Source organism: Arhodomonas sp. KWT, assembly GCF_010993615.1.
This window is the reverse complement of record NZ_WNXE01000518.1, coordinates 1-1,135: the sequence shown is the minus strand read 5'-3', so window position 1 is coordinate 1,135 and position 1,135 is coordinate 1. Positions and strand designations below refer to the sequence as shown.

The window sequence follows — 1,135 nt, the reverse complement described above, 5'->3', positions numbered from 1 at the left end:
CAGCCACCGGCCGAGCGACTGCGCCTGCAGCCCGTCACGGGCACGCCCCAGCGGATATGGACGAGACTGCAGGCCCACTGTGCGTCACCGCCCCGGCCCGACGAGCCACGCCCGGTATGCGGCTGGCTGATCTTCGCAGGCGCAGTGCAGGGCGTCGCCCGCTACCTGAGCCGTCAGCTACGGCAGACGAAACCGTCCGGACGGGCGGCCCTGCTGCGCTACTACGATCCGCGGGTCATGGAGCGGCTGCTGAGCCTCTGTAGCGACACCCAGCTGGCAGCGCTACTGGGCCCCGTCGATCACTGGCTGTTCGTGGGGCGCACGGGCTGCATCCGTCACGCCTCCCCCCATGACGGCGCCCACCGGTCCGGCGAGCGCGCCCTGGCGCCGGAACAGTGGGATGCCATCGACCGCATCGGCCTGGTCAACCGGACGCTGGCACTGTCCGTGCCGCATACCGGGACCGCCCCATGGACGGATAACGCCATCATCCGCCTCGACCGCCTGCTCGCCGTCGCCCACCGCGAGGGCATCACCGATCCGGGCTCGCGCATAGCATTCGCCTTGCACGGTCTAGGCAGCACGGATTCGTTCCACCGTCACCCGGTCATGCGCCATGTCCTCGCGCGTTGCCGCCAGGGCGAAGACTACCGGGCGCTGACACGGACGTGGGGCACGCACGACTGGCGACGGATCGCCGAAGAGAGCAGGGGAGCGCGGACATGACGGCATTCATCGACCCGGGCGACGTAGTGGATATGGTGGATCGGTACACGGCGGCGGGCACGCGCACATACGAGTGCCCCTTCTGCGAGCGGGTCGGGCTACCCATCCTGCCCGTGCGTTACGCCGTCGTGGACCCGCCCGACGGGGGCGAGGGGCTGGAGCTACCTCAACCCATGCTCGTGCACGCGGCCACCCACTTCCCCCCTCTCGAGCAGAGCCGGTACGGGCTGCGGCTGCTCCGCGAAGGCTACCTGTATCTCTTCGACGCGACCCGGGAACGCTGGCAGGCGTGGATGATCACCAGCGACGCCCGGCTGTGCGAGTTCCCGCCACTGGGCCGGGCACCGACGGCCGCCGAGAACGCCCACGTCACCACGCCCTGCAACGTCACGGCACGGAACTACTCCTC

2 protein-coding genes are annotated in these 1,135 nt (G+C 70.0%); both read left to right on the top strand.

Features of this window, described 5'->3' with window-relative positions; translation table 11 throughout:
* Positions 1-726: DUF4123 domain-containing protein (locus G7A99_RS20380; RefSeq protein WP_163143685.1), on the top strand; the 726-nt coding region annotated here is incomplete at its 5' end.
* Positions 723-1,135: toxin VasX (locus tag G7A99_RS20375; RefSeq protein WP_205599958.1), on the top strand; the 413-nt coding region annotated here is incomplete at its 3' end. The genes G7A99_RS20380 and G7A99_RS20375, both read left to right, overlap by 4 nt.